This is a genomic window from Paenibacillus sp. Y660, from assembly GCF_057221575.1.
In genome coordinates, this window is record NZ_JBXBBJ010000002.1 from 330,784 (window position 1) to 354,843 (window position 24,060).

The 24,060-nt window shown below is 44.8% G+C and carries 24 protein-coding genes and 1 other annotated feature; of the genes, 4 read left to right on the forward strand and 20 right to left on the reverse strand.

The genetic code is table 11. From position 1 onward, the window contains the following. Positions 1 to 12: 12 nt before the first annotated feature. From AC2TDN_RS04515 to AC2TDN_RS04525, 3 genes are all read right to left on the reverse strand, one after another. Positions 13 to 543 (reverse strand): deoxycytidylate deaminase, encoded by a 531-nt coding sequence (locus tag AC2TDN_RS04515; RefSeq protein ID WP_484687132.1) that lies wholly within the window; start codon positions 541 to 543, stop codon positions 13 to 15. Positions 544 to 602: 59 nt separating this feature from the next. After that, on the reverse strand, positions 603 to 1,898 hold the full coding sequence (locus tag AC2TDN_RS04520) for a homocysteine synthase (RefSeq protein ID WP_482066912.1): 1,296 nt from the start codon (positions 1,896 to 1,898) through the stop codon (positions 603 to 605). Positions 1,899 to 1,991: 93 nt separating this feature from the next. Then, complete coding sequence (locus tag AC2TDN_RS04525) at positions 1,992 to 2,537, reverse strand: ComEA family DNA-binding protein (protein WP_484687133.1); 546 nt, start codon at positions 2,535 to 2,537, stop codon at positions 1,992 to 1,994. 188 nt (positions 2,538 to 2,725) lie between these two features. On the opposite strand from AC2TDN_RS04525, the gene comER reads away from it, so the two are divergent. Continuing rightward, positions 2,726 to 3,565, forward strand: a complete 840-nt coding sequence (gene comER / locus AC2TDN_RS04530) for a late competence protein ComER (protein WP_482066910.1) — start codon at positions 2,726 to 2,728, stop codon at positions 3,563 to 3,565. 48 nt (positions 3,566 to 3,613) lie between these two features. On the opposite strand, the gene leuS is transcribed toward comER, so the two are convergent. Further along, on the reverse strand, positions 3,614 to 6,052 hold the full coding sequence (gene leuS / locus AC2TDN_RS04535) for a leucine--tRNA ligase (RefSeq protein WP_484687134.1): 2,439 nt from the start codon (positions 6,050 to 6,052) through the stop codon (positions 3,614 to 3,616). Positions 6,053 to 6,133: 81 nt separating this feature from the next. Next, positions 6,134 to 6,384: a binding site (T-box leader), on the reverse strand. 810 nt (positions 6,385 to 7,194) lie between these two features. Here leuS and AC2TDN_RS04540 point away from each other — a divergent pair. Further along, the gene (locus tag AC2TDN_RS04540) at positions 7,195 to 8,550 is read left to right on the forward strand and encodes an amino acid permease (protein WP_484687135.1); all 1,356 of its coding nucleotides are present in this window, start codon (positions 7,195 to 7,197) and stop codon (positions 8,548 to 8,550) included. Here the strand turns inward: AC2TDN_RS04540 and AC2TDN_RS04545 are convergent. Next, a complete protein-coding gene (locus AC2TDN_RS04545; protein WP_484687136.1) occupies positions 8,536 to 9,165 on the reverse strand; it encodes a LysE family transporter in 630 nt (209 codons plus the stop codon). The two genes, AC2TDN_RS04540 and AC2TDN_RS04545, sit on opposite strands and share 15 nt — an antisense overlap. Positions 9,166 to 9,321: 156 nt before the next feature. On the opposite strand from AC2TDN_RS04545, the gene AC2TDN_RS04550 reads away from it, so the two are divergent. Next, complete coding sequence (locus AC2TDN_RS04550) at positions 9,322 to 9,774, forward strand: CBO0543 family protein (RefSeq protein WP_484687137.1); 453 nt, start codon at positions 9,322 to 9,324, stop codon at positions 9,772 to 9,774. A 139-nt stretch (positions 9,775 to 9,913) separates the two neighbouring features. Here the strand turns inward: AC2TDN_RS04550 and AC2TDN_RS04555 are convergent, their stop codons facing one another. From AC2TDN_RS04555 to AC2TDN_RS04585, 7 genes are all read right to left on the reverse strand, one after another. Beyond that, complete coding sequence (locus tag AC2TDN_RS04555) at positions 9,914 to 10,717, reverse strand: cytochrome c oxidase assembly protein (protein ID WP_484687138.1); 804 nt, start codon at positions 10,715 to 10,717, stop codon at positions 9,914 to 9,916. Beyond that, on the reverse strand, positions 10,686 to 11,183 hold the full coding sequence (locus AC2TDN_RS04560; RefSeq protein ID WP_484687139.1) for a DUF2243 domain-containing protein: 498 nt from the start codon (positions 11,181 to 11,183) through the stop codon (positions 10,686 to 10,688). The genes AC2TDN_RS04555 and AC2TDN_RS04560 overlap by 32 nt, the downstream gene beginning before the upstream one ends. A 324-nt stretch (positions 11,184 to 11,507) precedes the next feature. Then, positions 11,508 to 11,726 (reverse strand): hypothetical protein, encoded by a 219-nt coding sequence (locus tag AC2TDN_RS04565; RefSeq protein ID WP_484687140.1) that lies wholly within the window; start codon positions 11,724 to 11,726, stop codon positions 11,508 to 11,510. A 25-nt stretch (positions 11,727 to 11,751) separates the two neighbouring features. Continuing rightward, positions 11,752 to 12,090 (reverse strand): DUF2512 family protein, encoded by a 339-nt coding sequence (locus tag AC2TDN_RS04570; RefSeq protein WP_482066901.1) that lies wholly within the window; start codon positions 12,088 to 12,090, stop codon positions 11,752 to 11,754. A 224-nt stretch (positions 12,091 to 12,314) separates the two neighbouring features. Continuing rightward, a complete protein-coding gene (locus AC2TDN_RS04575) occupies positions 12,315 to 13,514 on the reverse strand; it encodes a GNAT family N-acetyltransferase (RefSeq protein WP_484687141.1) in 1,200 nt (399 codons plus the stop codon). A 150-nt stretch (positions 13,515 to 13,664) separates the two neighbouring features. Next, the gene (locus tag AC2TDN_RS04580) at positions 13,665 to 13,967 is read right to left on the reverse strand and encodes a hypothetical protein (RefSeq protein WP_484687142.1); all 303 of its coding nucleotides are present in this window, start codon (positions 13,965 to 13,967) and stop codon (positions 13,665 to 13,667) included. A 12-nt stretch (positions 13,968 to 13,979) separates the two neighbouring features. Continuing rightward, positions 13,980 to 14,180 (reverse strand): YwbE family protein, encoded by a 201-nt coding sequence (locus AC2TDN_RS04585; protein ID WP_484687186.1) that lies wholly within the window; start codon positions 14,178 to 14,180, stop codon positions 13,980 to 13,982. A 128-nt stretch (positions 14,181 to 14,308) separates the two neighbouring features. On the opposite strand from AC2TDN_RS04585, the gene AC2TDN_RS04590 reads away from it, so the two are divergent. Next, a complete protein-coding gene (locus AC2TDN_RS04590) occupies positions 14,309 to 16,147 on the forward strand; it encodes a DEAD/DEAH box helicase (RefSeq protein ID WP_484687143.1) in 1,839 nt (612 codons plus the stop codon). Positions 16,148 to 16,231: 84 nt separating this feature from the next. Here AC2TDN_RS04590 and AC2TDN_RS04595 read toward each other — a convergent pair whose 3' ends face one another. From AC2TDN_RS04595 to AC2TDN_RS04630, 8 genes are all read right to left on the reverse strand, one after another. Then, positions 16,232 to 16,936: a DUF421 domain-containing protein gene (locus AC2TDN_RS04595; protein WP_484687144.1), complete on the reverse strand. Its 705-nt coding sequence runs from the start codon at positions 16,934 to 16,936 to the stop codon at positions 16,232 to 16,234. Positions 16,937 to 17,128: 192 nt separating this feature from the next. Next, the gene (locus AC2TDN_RS04600) at positions 17,129 to 18,358 is read right to left on the reverse strand and encodes an MFS transporter (protein WP_484687145.1); all 1,230 of its coding nucleotides are present in this window, start codon (positions 18,356 to 18,358) and stop codon (positions 17,129 to 17,131) included. Positions 18,359 to 18,383: 25 nt separating this feature from the next. After that, positions 18,384 to 19,415, reverse strand: coding sequence for an ROK family transcriptional regulator (locus AC2TDN_RS04605; protein WP_482069447.1), 1,032 nt, complete (start codon positions 19,413 to 19,415; stop codon positions 18,384 to 18,386). A 198-nt stretch (positions 19,416 to 19,613) separates the two neighbouring features. Further along, a complete protein-coding gene (locus AC2TDN_RS04610) occupies positions 19,614 to 20,222 on the reverse strand; it encodes a transglutaminase-like domain-containing protein (protein WP_484687146.1) in 609 nt (202 codons plus the stop codon). A 181-nt stretch (positions 20,223 to 20,403) separates the two neighbouring features. Next, positions 20,404 to 21,780 carry an MFS transporter gene (locus AC2TDN_RS04615; protein ID WP_484687147.1) on the reverse strand — a complete coding sequence of 459 codons (1,377 nt, stop codon included), beginning with the start codon at positions 21,778 to 21,780 and terminating at the stop codon, positions 20,404 to 20,406. 61 nt (positions 21,781 to 21,841) lie between these two features. Beyond that, complete coding sequence (locus tag AC2TDN_RS04620; protein WP_484687148.1) at positions 21,842 to 22,432, reverse strand: TetR/AcrR family transcriptional regulator; 591 nt, start codon at positions 22,430 to 22,432, stop codon at positions 21,842 to 21,844. 115 nt (positions 22,433 to 22,547) lie between these two features. Beyond that, entirely contained in the window at positions 22,548 to 23,078 is a 531-nt protein-coding gene (locus AC2TDN_RS04625) for a GNAT family N-acetyltransferase (protein WP_484687149.1), read from the reverse strand. Between the two features lie 54 nt (positions 23,079 to 23,132). Beyond that, positions 23,133 to 23,867 (reverse strand): class I SAM-dependent methyltransferase, encoded by a 735-nt coding sequence (locus AC2TDN_RS04630; RefSeq protein ID WP_484687150.1) that lies wholly within the window; start codon positions 23,865 to 23,867, stop codon positions 23,133 to 23,135. Between the last annotated feature and the right edge of the window lie 193 nt (positions 23,868 to 24,060).

Here is a 24,060-nt window from a genome sequence, read left to right on the forward strand (position 1 = left end):
AATTATTCCATACTATGAAGTTACATTCATATGCGCCTGGGCAGGTGGTTCAAAATGGTCCAAACAGCGGAATTTGATGCCCTTCTGTTTCATTAGATTGCTCACCTTATCGCTATCCTTCGGATAACTTCGATGATAGACGATTTCAATGACACCGCTATTGGCAACCATATTGGCGCACGTCCAGCAAGGCTGGTCAGTGACGTATATCGTTGAGCCTTCCCGATCAGCGCGATCCGTAAACAGCAGCAAATTTTGCTCCGCATGGATCGTTCGAATGCAGCGCTGCTTCTTGATCAGCTGCTCCTTGCCGTCGATTTGCTTCATCTCAACTTCCTCCGATATCATGCAGCCTGCCTCGAGACAGTCCTGCACGCCCATCGGCGCTCCGTTATACGCTGTACCGAGCAATTTTTTCCCTTGCACAAGAACGGCACCGACATGTCTGCGCGGACAACGCGAGCGCGTCGAAACCATATAAGCGATATCCATAAAGTAGGTGTCCCAATCCTTCCGGACGGCATCCTGCGTTTGGGTGTTCATGAATCCAAATTCCCCTCTCATGCTGCATCTGATGTTCTAGCTGCTATTCAGTATATGAATTAAATCTGTTGGCTGGCCGTAATCGCTTGCTCCAGATCAGCCAAAATATCTTCAATGCCTTCTGTACCGATCGAAAGTCGAATCATGCCTGGCGATACGCCTGCATTTGTTTGCTGCTCTGCAGACAGCTGCAGATGGGTTGTGCTTGCAGGATGAATAATAAGCGACTTCGAATCGCCGACATTCGCCAGATGCGAGAACAGCTCCACGGAATTAATCACTTTCTTGCCCGCTTCAACGCCGCCTTTAATGCCGAATGTCAAAATCGCGCCTTTGCCCTTAGGCAAATACTTTTGCGCCAGCTCGTAGGTCGGATGGCTCGGAAGGCCTGGGTAATTAACCCACTCAACCGCTTCATGCCCTTCCAAAAACTCCGCAACCTTTTGCGCGTTCGAGCTGTGGCGATCCATCCGAAGATGAAGCGTCTCGAGACCTTGCAGCAGCAGGAAGGAGTTGAACGGTGAAATCGCGGCTCCCATATCACGCAGCAATTGTACACGTGCTTTAATGATATAAGCGACTGGACCAACCGCATCCGTATACACAACGCCGTTGTAGCTTGGGTCTGGTTCAGTCAAGCCTGGGAATTTGCCGCTCGCCTTCCAATCGAACTTGCCTCCGTCCACAATAATACCGCCAATCGACGTACCGTGACCGCCAATAAACTTTGTGGCTGAATGGACAACGATGTCGGCTCCATGCTCAATCGGTCTGCATAGATACGGGCTTGGGAACGTATTGTCCACGATAAAAGGAATGCCGTTCTCATGCGCGATTGCAGCAACAGCCTCCAAATGAATGACATCGCCCTTCGGATTTCCGATCGTTTCAGCGTAAACCGCTTTTGTACGCTCATTAATGGCACCGCGGAAATTTTCCGGGTCCGATGGATCTACAAATCTTACCGTAATGCCAAGCTTTGCTAAAGTGATGGAAAATAAATTGAACGTTCCGCCATAAAGGCTTGTTGCAGAAACGATTTCATCGCCAGCACCCGCTATGTTGAGTATCGCATATGTAATTGCCGATTGGCCAGAAGCAACCGCCAAGGCTGCCGGAGCGCCTTCCAGCTCAGCTACGCGTTTCTCAAAAACGTCCGATGTCGGGTTCATAATTCTGGAATAAATGTTCCCGAATTCTTGCAATGAAAATAAATTTGCTGCATGATCCGTATCTTTAAATCCGTAAGATGTCGTCTGGTAAATAGGTACTGCGCGCGACAACGTAGTTGGATCGATTTGTTGGCCTCCGTGGACGGATAGCGTATCAAGAGAAAGCTTGCGTTGTTCTGACATTTCCTCGACTCCTTCTTAAAATGAAATAATAATAGCTGAAGCTATTATGGAAGCGGAAATAAATAACAGTCCGCTTCTTCCATTCTCTCACAATTATGGACGAGCTACAATGCTCTCTTCAATGCCTAGAAGCAATTTCTGTCCGATTCCTTTGACTCGGAGCAAATCATCGACCGAGATGAATTTTCCATTTTGCTCTCTATCCTGAACAATCGCCTTTGCCTTCGCAGGGCCAATTCCTTTTAATGCATCAAGCTCTTCGGCTGTAGCACGATTAATATCAAGCTTGCTCTCCTCACCCGCTTCTTCTAAACCCATCTGCACTTTTTGCGATTCTGGATTTTCATCAGTATTTTCTTTTTTATTTTCTTTTTTATTTTCTTCTTTATCTCCATTTATTTTCTCATCTGTTATTTCTGCTGCTTTCTCCTCAGCAGACTCCTGTAAATCTTCCTTTTCATTAGTCTGATCAAACGAAGCAATCGCTGTTTCTACTTTAGCGTTCAATGGCACCCATTCCCCGGGGACGTCCTGTTTTGGTTCCATCAGTGCTGAGGCTAAAAGAATAACAGCCACTATAATAAGCGCTGCGGCAAATATTAGCTGTTTATTCGACATTTCAATCGAAGAAGGCTTCATTTCAGTCCGACCTTTCTGCAAACAACATAATGTTTGGCATATAGTGACATATAAAACAAGTACTAAGGAATAAGGTAAGAGAGCAAACGAAACAAATAGAGAAATTTTGACTCGGGATTTGCTCGCGCATGCCTTTAGAACGATCTGATTCCGGTTATGCGCGCGCCAAACCTATAGGAGGGTTCAGTATGAATGTCGGATTTATCGGGACTGGCACGATGGGAAGTCTGCTCATTGAAGCATTTATTGCATCAGGCGCGTTAGCGCCAGCACAAATTGCTGTCAGCAACCGCACCTTTACAAAAGCGCAAGCCTTGGCCGACCGTTATTCCGGCATGAGAGCCGAATACACGAATGCGGGAGCAGCCAGCGGCTGCGATATCGTTTTTTTATGCGTCAAGCCGTTAGAATTCAAAAAGGTCGTCGATGATTTGAAGCCCGTCATTAGACCAGGCCAAATGGTTGTTTCCATCACAAGTCCTGTTCTTATCTCCCATCTGGAGGGTGAGCTCGATTGCAAGATCGCAAAGATGATTCCGAGCATCACGAATTATGTGTGGAGCGGAGCATCGCTTTGCATTTACGGCCAGTCGGTTGATGAGGAAGACAAAGCGCGGCTTGAGAATTTGTTGTCCAACATAAGCGAGCCGCTTCGAATAGATGAGGGCTATACGCGCATCGTATCGGATCTATCAAGCTGCGGACCTGCCTTCATCTCCTTCCTGCTCGAGCAATTTGTCGATGCAGCCGTTCAGGAAACGGGTATCGGCCGCGAAGAAGCTCTTCGAGTAGCCAGCGCCATGCTGCTTGGCACAGGTCTTCTGCTAACCGAGGGCGGGCTAACGCCAGCAGATGTTCAGGAAAGGGTGGCTGTGCCTGGTGGCATTACTGCAAAAGCATTGCATCTGCTGCGCCGCGAGACGGACGGCGTCTTCAATCAGCTTATCCGTACGACGCATGACAAGTTCGATGAAGATGTAATCAAGGTTTCAACTGCCTTCATAGGCGAAAAGGTGAACGGTCAATAGCTGTTCTTCAGCTAATGCCCGTTCACCTCTTTTATTTGCACTCATTGATTAATTAGCGACGATGTTGACAAGCTTGCCTTTTACCGCAATGACTTTGCGAATCGTTTTGCCGGCAATCAGCTCTTGAACTTTTTCCAGCTCCTTCGCCAAGCTTTCCATTTCTGCAACGTCCATATCTGCTGCAATGGATACGCGGTCGACGATTTTGCCGTTAACTTGGACAACAATTTCAACCTCTTGATCCACTGTCCATGCTTCTTCAAACGTCGGGAATGAAGCGTAAGTCAGTGAATCCTTGCGACCAAGCTTCTCCCATAGCTCTTCTGCGATATGCGGAGCAATTGGCGAAATCAATTGCACGAATTGCTCCATAGCCGCAAGCGGCAGCACTTCCGTTTTGTATGCTTCGTTAACGAAAATCATCAGTTGGCTAATGACCGTGTTGAAGCGAAGCGCTTCATAATCCTCTGTCATTTTCTTAATGGAACGATGCCAAGTGCGCTTGAAAGCATCGCTTGTATCGCCATCTCCGATTTTAGCGTTTAGGCTGCCATCCTCGTTTACGAACAAACGCCATACACGGCTAAGGAAACGGTACGTGCCTTCGACGCCGTTTGTGTTCCAAGGCTTAGTCGCTTCAAGCGGCCCCATGAACATTTCATACATACGGAGCGTGTCAGCACCAAACTCATTGACGATATCATCAGGGTTAATGACGTTGCCGCGTGATTTGGACATTTTCTCGTTGTTATTGCCAAGAATCATCCCTTGGTTTACGAGCTTGTGGAACGGCTCCTTCGTATCAACTACGCCGATATCATAAAGCACCTTATGCCAGAAACGTGCGTAAAGCAAATGAAGCACCGCATGCTCAGCACCACCGATATAAAGGTCAACCGGCAGCCATTCCTTTTGCTTCTCTGGCGAACACAGCTGCTTGTCGTTTTTCGGATCGATGAAACGCAGGTAGTACCAGCAGCTTCCGGCCCATTGCGGCATCGTATTCGTCTCGCGGCGTGCTTTCATACCCGTCTCAGGGTCAATTGTATTGACCCATTCCGTAACGCTTGCAAGCGGAGACTCGCCAGTGCCTGAAGGCGTTATCGCATCAACATCAGGCAGCAAGAGCGGCAGTTGGTCCTCAGGCACGGTTTTCATCGTGCCGTCCTCCAGATGAATAATTGGAATCGGTTCGCCCCAATAACGCTGGCGGCTGAACAGCCAATCGCGCAAACGGTAAGTTATTTTGCCCTTACCTTTGCCTGCAGCATCCAAATGCTCGATCATTTTTGCAATAGCGTCCACGTTAGTCAAGCCGTTTAAGAAGTCGGAGTTCACATGCGGTCCATCGCCTGCAAAAGCTTCCTTCGTAATATCTCCGCCCTCAACAACCTCAACGATCGGAAGGTCGAATTGCTTCGCGAACTCCCAGTCACGAGCATCGTGACCTGGTACGGCCATAATAGCGCCTGTACCATAGCCGGCAAGCACGTAATCCGCTATCCAAATTGCCGTTTTTACGCCATTCACAGGATTGATCGCATAAGCGCCTGTAAATACGCCTGATTTATCTTTTGCCAAATCGGTACGCTCTAGGTCACTCTTGCGCGCTGCAGCTTCTTGGTAAGCTTCTACAGCCGCTTTTTGCTCTGAGGTTACGATTTGCGCAACAAGCTCATGCTCTGGCGCCAAGACGCAATAAGTCGCGCCAAACAATGTATCCGGGCGAGTCGTAAATACGACCAATGCCGAATCATGTCCGTCAATCTCGAAAGTAACCTCAGCGCCTTTCGACTTACCAATCCAGTTGCGCTGCATATCCTTAATGCTCTCCGACCAGTCGAGCTCTTCCAGATCATCCAGCAAACGATCTGCATATTCGGTGATTTTCAAAATCCATTGGCGCATCGGCTTACGCACAACCGGGTGGCTGCCCCGCTCGCTAAGGCCATTGATTACTTCTTCATTAGCAAGAACAGTTCCAAGCGCCTCGCACCAGTTAACCGAAACCTCGGCAACGTATGCAAGTCCTCTATTATACAATTGGATAAAAATCCATTGCGTCCATTTGTAATATTCGGGATCAGTCGTGCTGATCTCGCGGTCCCAGTCGTATGAGAAGCCAAGCGATTTAATTTGACGGCGGAAATTATCGATATTTTTAAACGTAATATCGCGTGGATGCTGGCCTGTATCAAGCGCATGCTGCTCCGCTGGCAAGCCAAACGCATCCCAGCCCATCGGATGAAGCACGTTGTAGCCCTTCATTCTTTTGTAACGGGATACGATGTCCGTAGCGGTATAGCCCTCAGGATGACCTACGTGCAAACCCGCCCCAGATGGATACGGAAACATATCGAGTGCGTAAAACTTCGGTTTGTCCGCGTCTTCTGTCGTTTGAAATGTTTTGTTTTTATCCCAGTATTGCTGCCACTTCGGCTCGACAACAAGCGGATTGTAGCCGTGAAATTGCTGTTCTTGACTCATTTGAGATATCCCCCTAAAAAATATGTGCTGTACGTATGCATGTTCAAAAAAACATAAAACCTCCCGCCCCTAGCGATTAACGCTAGGGACGAGAGGTTGTTCTCCCGTGGTACCACCCTAGTTAGCGGCAGGCATGCTTTGCCTATCGCTCACTTGTCGCCTTTAACGCAGGCCAGACGGTGCTTTTTTCGCAATCGATGCCTCGCACCGACCTCTTTATTCGCACAGCTCCAAGGCGAGCTTCATTTCGCAGCAGGTCCGGCTTGCACCCTAAAAACACCGGCTCTCTAGGCCTTGCTTACGAAATTACTGTTCCTCTTCAACGCTCCATATGCATAAAATGGTTAGTTTCGATTATAAAGATCGCGCGGTACGGTGTCAAGAGAGGAGCGCCCGTACTATATGTGAGAAGTGCCGCTCCGGCGGCCTAATGTAAAGATTCTGACCAGAAGAAGGAGCAGCGCGATATGTACCGCAATCCAGCCGATCGAAGCCCCTGTTCCAAATAAACTGGCGAGCAGCCACAATGCAAACGGTGGAAGCTGAATTAAAAAAAGCAAAGACAATAGATAATAAGTAATCCGTCGTTTGCTTGAGGGTTCATCTTCTGTCTAAGCAGCAGTATCGTAAGCAAAACAAATCCAAGGCCGATTGAGATTTTGCTCCAATATTGCACGGTATTTTGTACGGTCCTGGACTCCAACCCTGTAAAACCGTTGCTAGATCCTGTTTCGGCAACATAAAGAATGCCCAATGCTATAGATATAAGACCTGTAAGAACTATCAGCCATTTTCTCCAGTTCATACTCGTCATGGTCAATCAACACCTTCCTATAATCGGAGTGACTCGGAGCAGATTTCCTCACTATCCGAACATGCATGGCTCACGCATCCTCTTATACGAGTATTTCCAAATAATTGTTGCATCTTATTCCGCTTTATCCATTTGGTTGGAATTCATCATATCACTCTTCTAACGAGCTTAAGGACGAACTGCTGGAGGGAAATGTTTCCCTCCAGTTTTAGACTTATTGAATATTTTTTTAAGTTAAGAGCATACTATTTTTTTGTGAGAAACCGAATCAACGAAAATAAAAATATATATAAAATACGAAGTTTTTTAACATGGAGAGACTAACTACATGAAAAAAAATAATAATAAATCGTCTAATGCTAACAATGACAAACTTCAATGGTGGCAATTATCTTTGCTTGGTGTAGCTTGTACGATTGGTACAGGTTATTTTCTCGGGTCGGGATTAGCTATTAAAATAGGTGGTCCTGCTGTATTAATTTCATTTCTTACTGCTGCAATAGGCACATATCTCGTCTTTGATGTGCTTGCGCAAATGACAGCTGAACATCCAATAAAGGGCTCCTTTCGCTCATATGCCAAACAAGCCTATGGCCGATGGGCCGGTTTTAGCAGCGGGTGGGTGTATTGGTCCTCTGAATTATTAATAATGGGCAGTCAATTAACCGCTTTATCCTTATTTTCTCGTTTTTGGTTCCCAAACATTCCAATTTGGATTTTGGCTTCCATATTTGCAGTTCTGGGATTATCCATCATATTCGCCGGAACAAAAGGGTTTGAACGAATGGAAAATATATTTGCTATTATTAAAGTATCTGCGATTGTAATGTTTATTGTGATCGCCATACTGGCTCTATTCGGCTTGCTGGGAAAAGGCAAATCTAGTCCTGCATTTCCGTTCGAAAGTTTTTTCGAAAAAGGCATCATGGGCTTATGGTCTTCCTTACTTTTTGCCTTTTATGCTTTTGGCGGAATAGAGATTATGGGTATTATGGCTATGCGACTGCGAGAACCCAAGGATGCGCCAAAAGCAGGAAAAGTTATGCTTGGTTTACTGGCAATCATTTATGTGGCGTCCCTAATTCTCACGATTACCCTAATTTCCTGGAAAGAACTAAACACTAAGAAAAGTCCTTTTTTACTCGCACTCAATCAATATGAGCTGCCTTTCGTACCACATCTATTTATCGGGATTTTGATCATTGCCGGTTTTTCTACGATGGTCGCATCACTTTTTGCTGTTACGAGTATGCTCGTTACTTTAGCGGAAGATAATGACGCCCCTTCGCTCTTTGCCAAAAAAGCAAAGGACCGTCCGCTTCTCGCTATTGGATTGACGACAACTGGACTTCTTGTGTCAATCATTTGCGCAATGATGCTGCCTGGAGAGATTTACGAGTATTTCACGACAGCTGCTGGCTTAATGCTTCTTTACAATTGGATTTTCATTCTCTTATCCTCAGGCAGCATATTAAAGCTCACTACATGGGGGAAAACGAAACGAATCCTTGGAATGTTCATTCTAAGTATGGCAGTAATCGGTTCGTTATTTCATCATACTAGCAGGCCTGGTTTCATGGTAAGTATGGGGTTTCTAATTATAATTTCAATCGTAACTTGGCTAATGAGGAAAAAATGGAAGAAAGCCGTACCACTTTCTGAGGAGTCTTTATTTAAAAAATAGAACATCTATGGCTTTATAGCCAAAATAAAGCCCAAATCCAATCAGCGATAAACCCGATAATATAGCGATACCTTTCAGAATACGTTCCGTTAACCATTTACGGGCAGTACTTGCTGCTCCAGCCATTGTTACATCCCAAATAAAAACACCGAAAAGAATGGCAAAGCTATATAAAATCAATTGTTTGGCATCATATTTTGCCGCCGTTTCTGCAAGCACAGAACCATAAATTCCAAGCCAGAACAAGATAGACAAAGGATTGGACAATGACATTAAAAAACCAGAAAGAAACGATTTAAATCGGCTGCCCGCGCTGATTTTTCTAGATCCTATAGCTTGTCCAATACCCATCAAGCTTTCAACTCCGGTATAGATTAGCACAAAGCTGCCAAACAGCCAGAGAAACGTTTGCATAAAAGGAATATTAATGAAATGGACGATTCCAAAATAGACCATCAGCATATATAGGATATCGGCTACCATCGCTCCTAGTCCGACCAACCATGCATGCCAAAAGCCTTTTTTAATGCCCGCATCCAATTGAGCAGCATTAATAGGTCCTATTGGTGCAGATAAGGATAGTCCTAAAAAGATATAACCAAGCAATACACCCAATCTTGAACACTCCTTTTTCTATAATCACATTGAATGCTCGTACCATCTTATTCCTCAACTGAATAGAATATGAAAAAAAACTATATAAATTAAAGAATCTAATCGTAATAAGGCTAATTTGATGTGGATGATCATACTATGCAGGAGGTAAAACATATGCTTTTTAATGTCATCATTTTTTTTATAATCCCATGGATACTTGGCTTATATCTAATAAAGCATGACTTTAATATGTTACTTAGAATTGCTCCTTTTTCGGGTCTTATTTCTTTTGCTGTTAATGATATCGGCTACCATTTTAAATGGTGGAAAGTCGCTCCTTTTGTACTTGAAGAAGTTGCTGCATTACCTTCCAGCATTGGACTTTATCCGATAACCGCTTGTTACATGGTGTATATAATTAAGAGATACAAAATTAATAAATTTCTGATTCTTATCATTACATCCGTTTTTTTAACCGTGTTGGAAGCCATACTTTTTGTATTTAACAAAGTTGCCTATGAGAACGGTTGGAATATCTTTTGGACATTCGTATCCTATGTCATTCCGTACTGTCTTGTTTTAATTTATGACCAACTTTTCAAAGATAAATTTAATAAGACGCGTTGAGTTTTTGGTATTATGAATACCTAAACCATTAAAATCACAATTTTGAAAAAAAGGTACAGTACCTCAAAATAGGAGGAGACTGTACCTTTTTAGTCTTTCAATTAAAATTTTCAAGGTAAAGTATTCATACTTTACTGCTTTATTTTACATGAGGATTCAGCGCTAATTGAGGTCGGGTCGCATTGAACCATTGTAAGAAGAGTATAGAGATAAGAAAAATATCAACAATGTCGCCTCCATAGTACATGATCATACTTCCTAATTCTGCTTGGGCTGCAGGTATGCCAGAAAGGTGATTTGAATAAATGTACTTAGACAATATTCCGTGACCAGAAAAGGCAAGAAGCAATAAAAGCGTCCGATAAAAAAAACTTTTTCGATGAGGTGCAGGGTCTATGTATATGATTGATGATGTGAAAAGATATCCCGCGAAGAATAAATGCATATGCACCAAAATATGCAGCATTAAGCTTTGTTGCATCAAGTTGTATAAGTCTGTTGTGTAGAGTAACCACAGTCCTCCAATATTGAGTATAGATGTTACAATCGGATCGTTTAGCAACCGAAAAGGAGCACTTCTCAGAATGAGTGAAAGTCCACGTGCTTGTTTCAAACTGAGCGATCTCAATAGGAGGGTCATTGGTGCACCCAGTGCTAAAAGGAGTGGAGCAAGCATCCCAAGCAGGAGGTGAACAGTCATATGTGCCGAGAAATCAGTGTGAGCGCGACTTGCTAAAGGTCCAACCACTGATACTGCTGCACTAAGTACGCCGAAAATCCAATAGAAATAACGGTATAACGAGAACGGTTTATAGTATTTTTGGGATACGATCGCCAAAACTATATAAATAATTATGATTATTGCAAACGGCAGCGCTGAAATTAGTACAAAAAGAACTCTGTTGCCATGCTCATGATGGTTCATTGAAAGCATTTCTTCCATCTTCCTTAAGCTCCTTAGAAGAAAGAATAATAAACACCAAGCCGGAAATTATCATAATAATAGCAAGAATATTCCATAACCAATCGTAAATGATAACATTGTCTACATATCGGATTTGGTGTAACCGCATCAGTTTATGTTGGATGGTACCGTCGTATATCTGGAATAATCCACCGCCTAACAATACGCCCCCCCACCATCTCTTCATCAACAATGCGTTTCGTCGATGAAGATCCGCAAACATAAACAATCCTCCAATTGTTGCTATCCAACTAAAGGCATGAAAGAAACCGTCTGAAATTAACCCAATATCGGTGGTTAATTTATCATAAAAGTGATGCCAATGCAGAATTTGATGAAAAAAGGTTTCGTCTGTGAAGGCGACTAAACCTAAACCGAATAAAAAACCCGACCAGAGGTTGCGACTCGTGTACATAGTGATTTGATTAATGTTATTAGCAGCCATAAAGGACCCCCTGTAATAATTATTCAATCTCCTATTCCGTCATTTTATCCAATTCTTCATGGTGCAATCCTATTCTCGAAAAAAACAGGCTCCCGCTAATGAACTTCGTTTGCAATGTTCTTTCTCAAGACGGGAAGTTTTTTTTAATAAAATTCATTTAATTTGAAACTAAAAAACCGGCTTTTCTGCCGGCTTTGTTCTGAAATCATTATTTGGGAACACAAGCGGAATAAAGGTTTATGGTAGGTTTTCCATATATCTACTATATGCCGATCCCGAACGTTCCAGGAATCCGGCCCGCCTTGAACCATCGATGCTACAGTTTTAAAATCTGGCACAAAACTGCTTTAAATCATCGATTAGCTCTTTTGAATACTCATCTTCGCTATCATCCGTTTCATTTTCATTTTGGTTAGATTCTTCCTCAAACTGTTGGATTAGAGCATTCGATATATATTCAGCGCTGATCCCGTAATGTTTTATAATCGCTATTAATTGATCTATATTGTTATGGTTTTCGATAATCTCAGACAGATGACTCATATTCCACCTCCATCTTTACTTTTGACTATGCGATTCTAAATTCCTCATTAAATAAATAACGATGTAATACCCATTCGGCAACCCCAATCATAAACGCGATAAACAATGTTTCCCCCATACTTAATTGCCAATCAAGATAATAAGCCAAGGTACCAAGATAAATCGCAGCCAACATAAAGTCGGCAATCGTTGCGACAGTGTTGTTTATTCTGCGAAGTATGATTTGATCGCCGACCAAATAAGCAATAACCGTAAGTCCCGTTGCAGTCAAAGCGGCACTCATAAAAGACACTTCGGTGTAGTATACAAGCAGCGAAATAACGACAGCACCATTAACCAACCATTTCAATATGAATTTTATCAAAGTTATCTACTCCCTCTTTTTATTATTATTTAAGTAATCCTTAGTATTCCTTTTTGATTTTCTTATTATTCTTATTGAATTTTTTATAAAAAAGGAGGGAAATCAATTTTAAAATAATCATGAGAACGAGGCTGCCGTGCTACACGGCAGCCTCGCTGAGTTATTGAGGAATATTCCTATTATTGGGAACTATGAGGGTTGCGTTTATATTTATCCATTTCATATTACATTTGTTTCTGAACACGATACCAATATTCATACTGCGGCACAAAACCGATTTTATCGTAAAGCCGATTGGCTGGCGCATTATTTTTTACTACGAGCAAATAACCTTCCTTCGCTCCCCGTCCTCTTCCCCATTGCAGCAAATGCAAAATAAGCTGCTCGCCATACCCTCTGCTCCGGTTGCCTGGGTCTGTGACAATATCATAAAGTCCAACAAAGCCGTCTTCGATGACAGCAAACCCGCAAGCGACAGGAATTCCGTTATGATGCAAAATAGCAAAGCATTGCTCGAGCGGCGGTTGCTCAACCATTTTTCGAGTAATAGCCCTTTGCTTGTCCGTTAGTCCGCTAAACACGGTTATCGCATCCAGCCATGCCTCTGTCGGTTTGTCTTCAAGCCAGACATCTGCATGAGAGGGAGACAGCACCTCGGATAAGTGGACCGTCTTAACAACCGTTTGATCGATAAGCTCGTAGCCTCGTGCAGCTAGTTCATCGTCCAGTGAGGCTGGCTGGCTGAAGGGTGTAATTTTGAATGTTGTACGAATGCCCTCTTTCTCATATCGTTTCTCGCAGGCGCGTATTTTGGCATCCAGCTCCAACGTATGGCTGTAGATCGGATTAATGGAATTTGAACGCTTCGTATAGCCTTCCGCAAACCGCTGCAGCCATCCGTCATAAACGACCGTTTGCAAGGCAGGCCACCCGTTCAAGCTCATTTCCTCGATACGAAAATGCAGCAGCCTTTTAATTGGCTGAATATGATGCTGGTCATGCCAAATAAAATCGTTCATATACTGCGGCATCTGGAAAGGATGCCCGTCCGCATCTATATATGAGGCATCATATTGCTCATCTGTCAGCTTAGCTATCGTATCTATAATTCGCTTACGGCTCTGCACCGCTTGACTTGTTAGCTCTGCGATCGAGGTCGTTTTACCGTATGCTTTCGCGCTTTCGTTGAACTGATCATAATCGAGATGCTTAACGGTAAGCAGCATGCCTTCGGCTGCCTTAGCAATCGCTTCTTCATAGAAATAATCATCCCATCGTAAAATATGCGCCACGACCTCGCGAACGGACCATTTCAAAACTGCCACGCTTTGATTCCAAATCCACTCATCATATTTAGCCAAATCCGTTACAAAAGTTATCCATTCGCCAAAGGCCTGCAGCAGCCGCTCTTTTTCATTATTCATATTTAAGTTCCCTCATCTCATAAAATATGCAAATATTTCCATTCGATTCTCTTATCTTACTGGAAGAATAGTTCACGTGCGAGAACATTTTTGGTGGTCATAGCAAAAAAAAACAGCCACTCAATGAGCAGCCATTTGTACTTCCAGTCCTCATTGCATGCCAAATCTCTCAAGCTGCTCCATTTGGTTCGCCTGCTTTAATATTTCGCGCTGCTTCGGTCCAAGCAGATCGAAATGCGGATACTCCGAACGCGCATGAATATACCTGGGATTAAGACCGTGATCGAGACACCAGCGAGACAGCTTCCCCATATCGGCGCAGCCAACCTTTGTCACTGTCCGCATGTCTGGAAACCGCGGATCTAGCCAATAATGTGTGAGAAAAGCGATCTCTCCGCGCGCTACTGCCGCCTTCCATTGCTCCATCTCTTGTCTCTTGATGCCAAATGCCATAGTCCCCCTCCTTTACGGCTGAGCAATAATATTTTTTACGCGTCCGACTTGGCCGTCGGCCAGTCTCACTTTAATGCCGTGCGGGTGCTTTGGCGAATTGGTTAAAATATCCTTCACGACACCTCGTGTTAGTTTACCGGTCCGTTGGTCCTGCTTCAATACAATATCGACCTCAAGCCCCGATCTTATGGCGGAGCGCACTGTTCCATTCATCATTTAACCTGCCTCTATGCTTATAATGTTGGTTTAAAGCATAGCATATGCAAAGTAAAGATGCACATTATAAGGACAGCTGTTATACTTAACATCAAACGATGTTTACGAAAAGAGGAAATGTATTAATGTCTAACGCCTTTAACGCTTTGGGTATCATTCCCAAGCTAAGCGAATTGCTTCACCAAGATGGAATTACCGAGCCGACTCCGGTTCAAAAGCAAGCAATCCCTCTCCTGCTTAATGGACAGGATGTCATTGCACAAGCACAAACGGGCACAGGCAAAACAATCGCGTTTGCTTTGCCTATTTTGCAACGAATTAATATAGAGAAAGAACAAGTGCAGGCACTCATCCTAACACCAACAAGGGAGCTTGCCATTCAAATAACGAGCGAGCTTAAAAAGCTTGTGCCTGCTGTAGGCGTTAGCGTTCTTGCTGCTTATGGCGGCCAAGATGTTGATGCTCAAATCCGCAAGCTGCAGCGTTCGCCTCATATCGTTGTTGCAACACCAGGCCGTCTTATCGATCATATGAAGCGCGAGACCGTCAGCCTTGGCAAACTGCAAATGCTAGTCCTAGATGAAGCGGATCAAATGCTTCACATGGGCTTCCTGCCAGATGTAGAAAGCATTATCTCGCAAACGCCGAAGGCTCGTCAGACGATGCTCTTCTCTGCTACGATGCCTGATGCTATTCGCAAATTGGCAGCGGATTACATGAAGACACCCGTCGATATTCGCGTTCGCAGCACGAACGTAACGCTCGACAGCATTACGCAAATCGTTTATGAAACGACAGATCGCAGCAAGCAGCAAACGCTTGTACATTTGCTTGAGAAGCATCAGCCTTATCTAGCTGTTATTTTTTGCCGGACGAAGGTTCGCGCGAAGAAGCTGAACAAAGAGCTGCAGGAAATCGGCATTGAATCCGATGAGCTGCACGGCGATCTGACGCAAGCGAAGCGCGAGCAGGTTATGAAACGCTTTAGAGATGCGCGTCTTCAAGTGCTTGTTGCGACTGACGTTGCTGCACGCGGCCTTGATGTTGAAGGCGTAACGCATGTGTACAACTACGACGTACCGCAGGACGGCGAGCTTTATATTCACCGAATCGGCAGAACCGGGCGCGCTGGACATGAAGGCGCTGCGATAACGCTGGCAACGCCATATGACAAGAACCATTTGCTGCTTATTGAGCAAAGCATTAACGCTAAGCTTCCTCGCCGTGCGATTGACAGCGAAGGCGTAGAAACAGCTGTACGTGCACAGTCGGGTGATCGTCCTGAGACGGGCCGCCGTCCTGCTGGTTCTGACGGCGGAAGAGGCGCCACTCGCGGCGGCAAACCTGCGGAAGGCGGTCGCCGTGGCGGTCGCTCCGGACAGCAGGATCGGGGCGCTAAGCCAGGCGGACGCAGAGGCCAGCGCGAGACCGTACGTCCCGCAGCCGGCAAACGTACGGGAAGAACGGCAGAAGTACGCGGCGAAGCTGTGGAAACGGCTGGCGAAACATCCGGCTGGGCAGCTCGTCGCGGCGAGCGATTCGAAAGCGGCAGCGCACCTCGTAGCGGCGAACGCGCAGGCAATCGCGGAGGCGCTCCTCGTGGCGGTGCTCCTCGCGGCGGCGAACGGACAGGTAATCGCGCCACTGCAGCCCGCGGCGGCGCAAGCCGTGGCGGAGGCTTTGGAAGCCCGCGCGGCGCTGAGCATGTTGCAGGCAAACCAGCGGCATCGGTAGAGAGTCCGTGGGAAGCAGGGCGTAAGGATGCCAAAGCAAGCAACGAACGCGGAGCTGTACGCGGCAAAGCAAGTGGCAGCCGCGGCGGCCAGCGCGGCAATTCATCTGCTGGCGGTCGCAGCAGCTCACCTGCAGGTGGACGCAGCGGCTCACCCGCTAGTGGTCGCAGCAGCACGCGCGGCGGAAGCTCTTCAAACAAACCGCGCGGCGGCGGCGGACGCAATCGCTAAGTGAATTAAAGAGCAGTCCCTGAGGAGTGAATTCCTCTGGAGACTGCTCTTTTTTTGCTTGCAACCATGATAGGATTTATGCGTCTAAATTTGCAGAGGCTCTATCTCTTCGCCTTTTCTATCGAAACGAGGAATCGCCTCTAATCCCCCCTCAATCGTCCATTCAGCGAGAGCGACCGACTGGATATCTGGGTAACCGCGTTTTTTCAATTCAAATAGCAGCCATTTCACATCACGGTTAATTGCGGCAAGCCCCTTCGGTTGAGGAATTCCATCCTCGATAATGATATGGGGCAGATAGGCTGGGGATGATTGAAGATTTAAATCAGCACGCTGTACAGCCTCATAAACCGATTTTCTCAAAATACTAAGCGCTCCATTCGTCTCGTAGACGGCGTATGCCACATCGCTGAGAGAGAATACATCTCGCTGCCGAAGCATCATGCGAAGCTCATCGAATGCCATATTATCTCGACGCAGCGCCTCCATATCAATTTCTCCATTTACTATCAGTAGCTCAGGTTTACCTTCAAGCTGCCTGCGCAGCGGCTTGCCGAATTCCATTATTTTTTCAAATAAATAAGAGAGTCCTGCCCAAATCGCCAGCGCGAAAATAAGCATCCATATCGAAACCTTCTCATCGTAAATCGTATTGCCAACAATTTCACCCATTATGACAGAAGATATGAAATCGAAAGGCGAAAGCTGGGCAATTTCCCTTTTGCCAAGTAAACGTGTCAAACACCATAGTCCAGCAAAAGCTGTAATCAGCTTTATAATGATTGGCAAATATACCTCCAAATGCAGTCACCTCTTCTTACCGTTTATTATTCTTTACCCCCGATCATAGATTTATAACGTTATATGGACCGTGGACTCTTCTTCCAAAGTGATCTGCCTTACTAATCCATATACAAATAAAATCGGCAGTTGCGGACAAAAAGCCCTAAGCTGCCGATCAAAATCTTGCATAAGAGTTAATTAATTTATAGAGATATTCGGTGTTCTCTCTTTTAAAACACGATTTCTTTTCAAGAAGACATTCAATCTCTCTGAAAACAAAAACATAACGATAGCAGAAACTACGATAAACGACGGAAAAATTCCGATTGTTGTATACGAAGCAAGAAAACCGAGAACCGGAGGCATAAACGTACTGCCCGTATAGGCCACTGCCATTTGATAGCCCATAATGGTCTGGGAATGTGTTTTCCCAAACCGTACCGGCGTTTCATGCAGCATGCACGGATAAATCGGCGCCAAGCCTAATCCGACAATCATAAAGCCTGCTAGCGAGAACACGGGCGGCAATGGCAAAAACATAAGCGCCGCGCCAACTAAAGCCGTAATTTGCCCAGCACGTATGAGAATACGGTTGCTCATTTTGAACGTAATAAAACCGGTGATCAGCCTGCCGATCGTGATGCCCGCGTAAAATAAAGAAACCCATTGTGCAGCTGTCGCAGCAGGTAAATCCTTCACATTTACAAGAAAGCTGCTTCCCCACAGGCCCATGGTTGATTCGACGCCGCAATAAAACAAGAAGGATACCAAAGCAAGCTTTACCCCTTTAATCTGCAAAGGCTTTATCTTTTCGGAAGATTGTTCACTTGCTCCTTCTTCTGATGCCTCAGGCTCTTTACTTAAAGCTGTGCTGCCTTTCGCGACCCGTTTCCATAAAGGCAGCGTGAAGAAAAGGATGACAACTAAGGCAAACTGAATAACCGCAACGGTCAGGTATCCTTCACTCCATTCGTTTTGCCCCGAAATAAACTGAGCCATAATAATGGGGCCAAGCGTTGCTCCGACTCCCCAGAAACAATGCAGCCAGCTCATGTGATGTGCTTTGTAATGGGCAGCAACGTAATTGTTTAAACCAGCATCCACCGCCCCTCCGCCTAAGCCTAGCGGTATGGCACAAATCATTAACCAAACAAGCGATGGAGAAACTGCGAATCCAAGCAAAGCACCGGCTGTCATGATGCAGCTGACAAGCGTAACTTTCCCTGTACCGTAACGATTAATGACGGCTCCGCTTGCCAAGCTGGACACAATTGTGCCGGCAGCGATTATCATAAATAGCAATCCAGCAGTCTCTAGCGGCACTTCAAAGTCCAATTGCATGACAGGCCATGCCGTTCCAAGCAGTGAATCAGGCAATCCCAAGCTAATGAAAGCCAAATAAACGATAAATAAAAAGAATGTAGCCATTTGTTACCCATTCTCCTGACTCCTATTATATTTTTGTTCCAGAGATCATAAGATCGAGCCCTAGCTTCTGCAAACCATATAAATAATCATTTTTCCAATCACTCCCCGTAAGCTGTGGAAGATGTTCCTCCGGGATATACTCTGCACTCTTGACTGCTATTTGGTTAATCATTGATTCGTTCACTTCGTCATTCGAAAAAATAATCGTGTGCGGGTTCATTATCGCCGTAAACGATGCTACAAGCCGGCTAATCGCATCGATCCTTTCTTCCTCACGAAGATTTGCGGTTTCTGATCCGCTTCCATCGTTCAAAGCTTGCAGAAAATTTTTATTATCATACTGAGGGACGAACGAGACCTCCCCTGAGAAAAACGTACTTCCTCGGACCACATCGCCATTCACGATAATGCCCGCTCCAGGACCATTTTGACCCAAATACAAATAGACCAGACATGACTTCTCATCTTTCAGCTTATTATCGTGATATCCGAGGACAGCTGCATTCATATCGTTCTCTACAACGACAGGGATAGATAAACGATCTTCGAAGTATCCTTTCATATCGAAATGATGGAACTGCTCGTAGCTTGGTATATAAATGATTCGACCATTGTTGACCGAACCCGGTACACCGATTGCCAAGGAGCTAATTCTCGGATATTTTTCAATGATGTCTTCAATATGCTTCGTTAAGCTTTGAACATCATCCATGAGGACACTTGACGTAGAAGCTTGTTCCTTCACTTCCCCTGAACAATTAAAGATCGTGTAGTTCGTTTCTGTCTTTTCTAAAAATATTGCCAATCCCAGCATATATTCCGAATTGTAAGCATACCTTTGCGCTCTTCTTCCCCCGCTAGAATGATCTAGGCCAACTAAAATGAGCTCCCCTTCCTTTTCCATTTGCGACAGGAACTTGCTAATGGTAGGGAAGCTGATACCCAATTCGTTGCTCAGTTCCGCTTTCGTCGCACTTCCAAGCGCCAGAAGGGCTGCACGAATGCCGCGAAGGATAACCTTCTTCATCTCTTTTGGAGCTGCAAGCAACTCATTCACCATGATCACCACCTCAAACAAACGATACTTATTAAACGTATTTAATAAGTCGTTATGATGATACCAAAAATTTAAGGGGATGAAAAGAAAAAAAACCGCGGACAGTTTCTATGTCCTCGGTTTGTGTTAAGAAGGTGCAGCAGTTCGTTATATATTCCGTCGATCAGCCCAAGTACATAGAATGTTGAGCGCCAAAAGTTAAAGGCTAGTCGGTAATCCGTACAGACACATCTGCAAACAATCCGTATTTTGTTTTAGTGCTTCAATCGTTTTCGAGTGAGGTGCTTTGTATATTTCCGAATAGTCCAATTCATTGTATTCCGGCCGCACTGCAAAAGCCAATTTTTCTTCATCTAAAGAAAACGCTGCATCAACACCTTCCTTATTTCCACGAGCATCTAAGCGTATCCATCTTCCTATGCTTTTAATATAGACGGCATTTAAGGCATGAATACAGTACCCCGTTTCGGGTGTATCTCCCAATGTAAGCTTTTGATAACATAAACCTGCAGCAATCCCTTTGCTCCTTAACAGGGCACATAATAAAATAGACTTCGCATAGCAAATGCCTTCTTTATAAAGTAGTACATCCGAGGCTTTACGAGTTATACGAGAGCTTCTAATATCCCATGAATGATCGATTTCATCACGAACAAATTCATAAGCATGCTTTACAAAATCAATTTCATTTTGCGATGCAAAATAGAGTTCCGAAGCTTTTCCCTTAATGGAAGCGTCGCTAAAATCGATATCTTCGGTTTCAACCAAATAATCCTCTAATAAATCCGATTCACATTTCAAGTTCATTTTATATCCCCCATTAACCTTGATACACAGCGAAAATTCATTGTTTGATTGAACTGGAAAAGAATCACATCGGAATTATTATGCATTAATTTGTATAGTTATACAACACTCGATTTCTCCCATCACAAAAAAAAACAGGCTGCCGCGGCACCTGCTCAACCATTTGTTTAATCGATTTCGTTTATCTTTCTATTGAAATACTCGGCTTTATGTTGCGGAATTGCAAGCGGTAGATCAGCAGAATTCCGATATGCAGTGCGGCAAGAATGAAATAAATATTGCTGAATAGATGACCGTCCGATCCTACCCTTAGCGGATTCCAATGAACAGATGAGCCTTGTTCTGCCATAATACCGTACACACCGGCAGCAATTCCTTGCGAAATAAAGCTGATCATTGAGAAAAGCCCCATGCCCACTCCAATCTGATCTTTGGGCAATGATCTTGAAATGGAACTCGACATCGCGATCTGCAAGAAAGATTGACCCACGTTTCCGAAAATCAAAAAGAATGAGATCCAAAGCGGCGATATTCCTGTAAAGATGGACATCAGAGCAAAACAAGTCATTAATAAACCGGATGCAGCCGAGAACAGATAGGTACTTCCTTTCAAATCCGCTAGCTTCCCGCCTTTTCTCCCCAGAATGGCGGAGGCTGCAGCTGCTGGAACCATGGCGAATCCGATCCAATTGGAGCTGAGCTGATGCACTTCCGAAAGTAGAATGGGAGTTAAAAAATATAACGATATGCCAATGCTGCTGATGAGAAATGTAAGTGCCAGCCCGATGGAATACTTTTTATTTAGAAACAATTGTGGCTGAATAAAAGGTTCTTTTGCATTTCGGATGGTTACGATGAAGAGTATTAATGCGGCTAATCCGAAAACGACATACAGCCAGGCTCGATTGGTAGCCCCTAGCAAAATCAGCGTAATGGATACAGCGAGCAAGCTGCCGCCAAGCCAATCGAATTTTCGCGGAGCCTCTTTCTGCTCATGCTCCAAATATTTTCGATACAGTGGAAGCAGCAGCAGAATCAACATCGAAGGCATAAATAGCCAGCGCCAGTTCGCAAAGCTGACGACAAGCGCGGATATAACAGGTGCAAGGGCGCTTCCGAGCGCTAACCCGACGGCAGTCATGCTTAGTGCGGACCCTCTCTTTTCAGGCGAAAAATACCGAACAGGGATAATCAGTGCGATGGCAGGTACAGCCGCTGCACCAGCTGATTGTATACATCTTCCAAGCAGGGCAAACCAGAATGATTGGGAAACGAGTCCGATTAGCGAACCAACCGCAAACAACGTCAGACCAAACGTCAATAAGCTCTTGAGTTGGAACCGGTCTGCTAACTTCCCATACGTCACCGTTCCAAACGCATAGATAAGCGTATAGGCCGAAGACAGCCAGCTCACCTCTGAAAGGGTTAGATGAAATTCCTTGCTGATTTGCGGGAGCACCACGTTGAACATAAGCGCGCTCATCGAAGACATCATAACGGTGAACATCAATAAGCGCATTAAGATCATACCTTTTTGCTGACGTGATTCTGAAGACATAGACTATCACTCCCCATCAGAAGTATGCAAGTACTCACTTGCAACTATTCTATAAAAAAGACTAGGGTGTTAAAGCCCTAGCGAATAACCGTACGCTTTCCTCCATAAACTCGTCTAACGCATCTTCTGAAACTGGCTCTTTGGCGTTTAAGTACGTGCTGATAAACGCGCCGTAATTCATCCACATGAAAGACATAGCTTCCATTTGAGGATTTGGCGTCATGGCCTTGCCTTGCTCCGACATAGCAGCCAAATAATTCGTTAAAAGTTTTTTCAGATGCTGAGGGTGTCTCCCGGCCTCTTGATAAACCTTTGGCGGGAGAGTACTGCTGCCTCTATGAGAAATTAAAAACAATTTTCTATTCCGCCTCATTATCTTTTGATACGTTCGGCTGATTAAGAGCAGGTCGGAATGCAGTTCACCTGCCAAGCCGTCACTAAACAGCTTTGTCATCTCGTCGGCATAATGATAGCGGCGGAAGGCTTCCTCAAGCAGCTTCTGTTTTGTTCCGAAATGGCGAAATAACGTGACTTCGTTCACGCCTGCTGCAACAGCAATTTCCTTGGTTGTCGTCCCATCATATCCCTTTTCCGCCATGAGATCGATTGCTGCTAAAAGAAGCTTGTCGCTCGTACTTTGATTATTGCTCATTTATCGACCCTTCTTTAATGCAAGTACTTACTTACATCTTTATTGTATGCAGGTCGGTGTACATTGTCAATAACAGGGAATCCATTTTTTTAGGTTGCATTCCAGATAATAGCGATTACAGCGTTACCTCTAACTGAATATCACGAATCTCCCGTCTAATTATCGTCTCGTTTATCTCCAGAGCTAGAACACAACCCATTTTGCGGTAAAAATGCTGGGTTTCAACTGCTGGATGCGCACCGATATATTGTTTATCCGCTCCTAATAATTTAGCCACTTGCTTTGCCTTAACAAAAAGCTGCTCTCCTACCTTCTGTCCGCGGGCTGAGCGAGTGACATGGATATAGGATAACTCTCGATATATAGACTTTTCTCCAAATTGTTCCGCTTCGATAATAGCAAATCCAATTAATTCTGCTCCTTGTTTTGCAGCAATGACAGCGCCGCCATACGCTATGTTACGTTTAAAATGCTGGACAATCTCTCGTTTCCTCTCCAACGTCCAATTGTCCTCAAATGCATCCTCTTTCTCAATCAATCTTCCCGCTTCGTTGAATAACACCTTTGTTGTCTTCTGAGAACGATCAAAGAAATCAAGCATATGGGGTAAAACATCATCGGTTTGTAACACTTGTATATCAAGCATTCGATTTCGCTCCTAACCAATCACACATTTTGCAAGTTGAACGAACTGCTCTTGCTAATTTTTAACCGCCGCAATCATAAGGAATATAGGACGACGGAATTCGTCTTGCATATCGGGATTGCTGCCAGCCATTTCTTCCGACGGTTTTGGCTCGGACAGCTTCGTAATCGCGAAGCCCGCTTCAATCAGTGCATTCAGATGGGTAGCGACGGTACGATGGTATTTAACGACGTCGTTTTCCAAAAACCTTGCTTGCCGCAAGCCTTCAAAGTGGTAGTCATCGACGGGCCAATGCAATCTCTCGCCTTGCGGGGCGTAATGCCAATCTTGTGCGGCGAGCGCAGTGAATACCGGGTGCTCAACGGAGAGCACGAAAGTTCCGCCTGGAGCAAGGCAGTGATGAATTTTGTTACAGATGAGAGCGAAGTCTTCGACATAATGCAGCGCAAGCGAGCTTATGACTACGTCGAATTCCGCTGCGTTAAAATCGATATCTTCGATTGCCAAACAGCGATAGCTGATTTGTGGATCATCGGTCAATTGTCTAGCGCGCTCTAGCATATTTTCCGAGAGGTCTACGCCTACGACAGAATGAGCCTGCTGTTCGCGGGCATATCTGCAATGCCAGCCAAAGCCGCAGCCAAGATCAAGCACTTTTTTACCTTGAAGCTCAGGAAGCATTGCACGCAGGGCAGTCCATTCACCAGCAGCGCTCAATCCGCCAATCGAACGCGGCATCTGGCTGTAATTTTCAAAAAATCCAGCATCATCATATTTGTTCTGTCTCATAATGTTAGCAGTCTCCTTACTTATTCTGATGGAATCCATCCAAATGATTTGGATTTATTACCTATACGTTACCATTAAACCATAACAAAATTCCATTGCGAGATCTTAGTAATCTTTTCATATATAATGGAAACATTCTTAAATCAGAACAGACATAGCGGAAACCTTTTCATTGATCAAACAATTACGCCCA